General features: G+C 69.3%; 1 pseudogene. It reads left to right on the plus strand.

What is annotated here, in order from left to right:
- Window positions 1-397, plus strand: a pseudogene (locus MD221_RS17450) (RHS repeat protein); the annotation flags it as partial.

The raw sequence follows: 397 nt of genomic DNA on the forward strand, positions 1-397 counted from the left end.
CCCGCTACGGCCTGCCCGCCGGGCACTGGCTGCAGACGGTGAGCACCGGCAACGCCCGCAAGATCACCGCCTTCGACGCCCTCTGGCGCCCGGTGGTCGAGGAGTCCTTCGACAACGCCGACGCCGCCAACACCCGCAGCGTCGTGGTCAAGCGCTACGACACCCAGGGCCGGCTGGTGTTCCAGTCCTACCCGGTGCGCAGCATCGCCACGGTCAACGACACCCTCAAGGGCACCACGACCACCTACGACGCCCTGGACCGCCCGCTCACGGTCAAGCAGGACTCCGAACTGGGCGTGCTGACCACCACCACCGAGTACCTGACCGGCTTCCAGACCCGGGTGACCAACCCGCGCGGCCAGAAGACCACCACCAGCTACATGGCCTGGGACCAGCC

The organism is Luteimonas aquatica, from assembly GCF_022662575.1.
Taxonomy (GTDB): Bacteria; Pseudomonadota; Gammaproteobacteria; order Xanthomonadales; family Xanthomonadaceae; genus Luteimonas; species Luteimonas aquatica.